The 301-nt window shown below is 51.8% G+C and carries 3 tRNA genes; all 3 read right to left on the bottom strand.

Annotated features, from left to right (window positions below):
- The 3 genes from NEH74_RS12475 to NEH74_RS12465 all read right to left on the bottom strand — a co-directional run bounded on the left by NEH74_RS12475 (position 1) and on the right by NEH74_RS12465 (position 289).
- A tRNA-Arg gene (locus NEH74_RS12475) sits at positions 1 to 77 on the bottom strand.
- Between the two features lie 8 nt (positions 78 to 85).
- A tRNA-Leu gene (locus NEH74_RS12470) sits at positions 86 to 174 on the bottom strand.
- Between the two features lie 39 nt (positions 175 to 213).
- Positions 214 to 289 (bottom strand) — tRNA-Lys (locus tag NEH74_RS12465).
- Between the last annotated feature and the right edge of the window lie 12 nt (positions 290 to 301).

Raw genomic sequence — 301 nt, 5'->3', positions numbered from 1 at the left:
TGGCGCGCCCAAGAGGAGTCGAACCCCTAACCTTTTGATCCGTAGTCAAACGCTCTATCCAATTGAGCTATGGGCGCTATTTAGTTGGTGCCTAGGGCCGGAATCGAACCGGCACGGGTGTCACCACCCGCAGGATTTTAAGTCCTGTGCGTCTACCAGTTCCGCCACCCAGGCATTTCATTTATTTCAAGGCACGCGCCTATTTCTTAAAAATGGTGTCCTGCAGAGGACTCGAACCTCTGACCCTCTGATTAAAAGTCAGATGCTCTACCAACTGAGCTAGCAGGACATCATTGGCTGG

It is taken from the genome of Turicibacter sp. GALT-G1 (assembly GCF_025594995.1).
Classification (GTDB): domain Bacteria; phylum Bacillota_I; class Bacilli_A; order MOL361; family Turicibacteraceae; genus Turicibacter; species Turicibacter bilis.
This window is presented reverse-complemented; position numbering and strand designations above follow the sequence as displayed.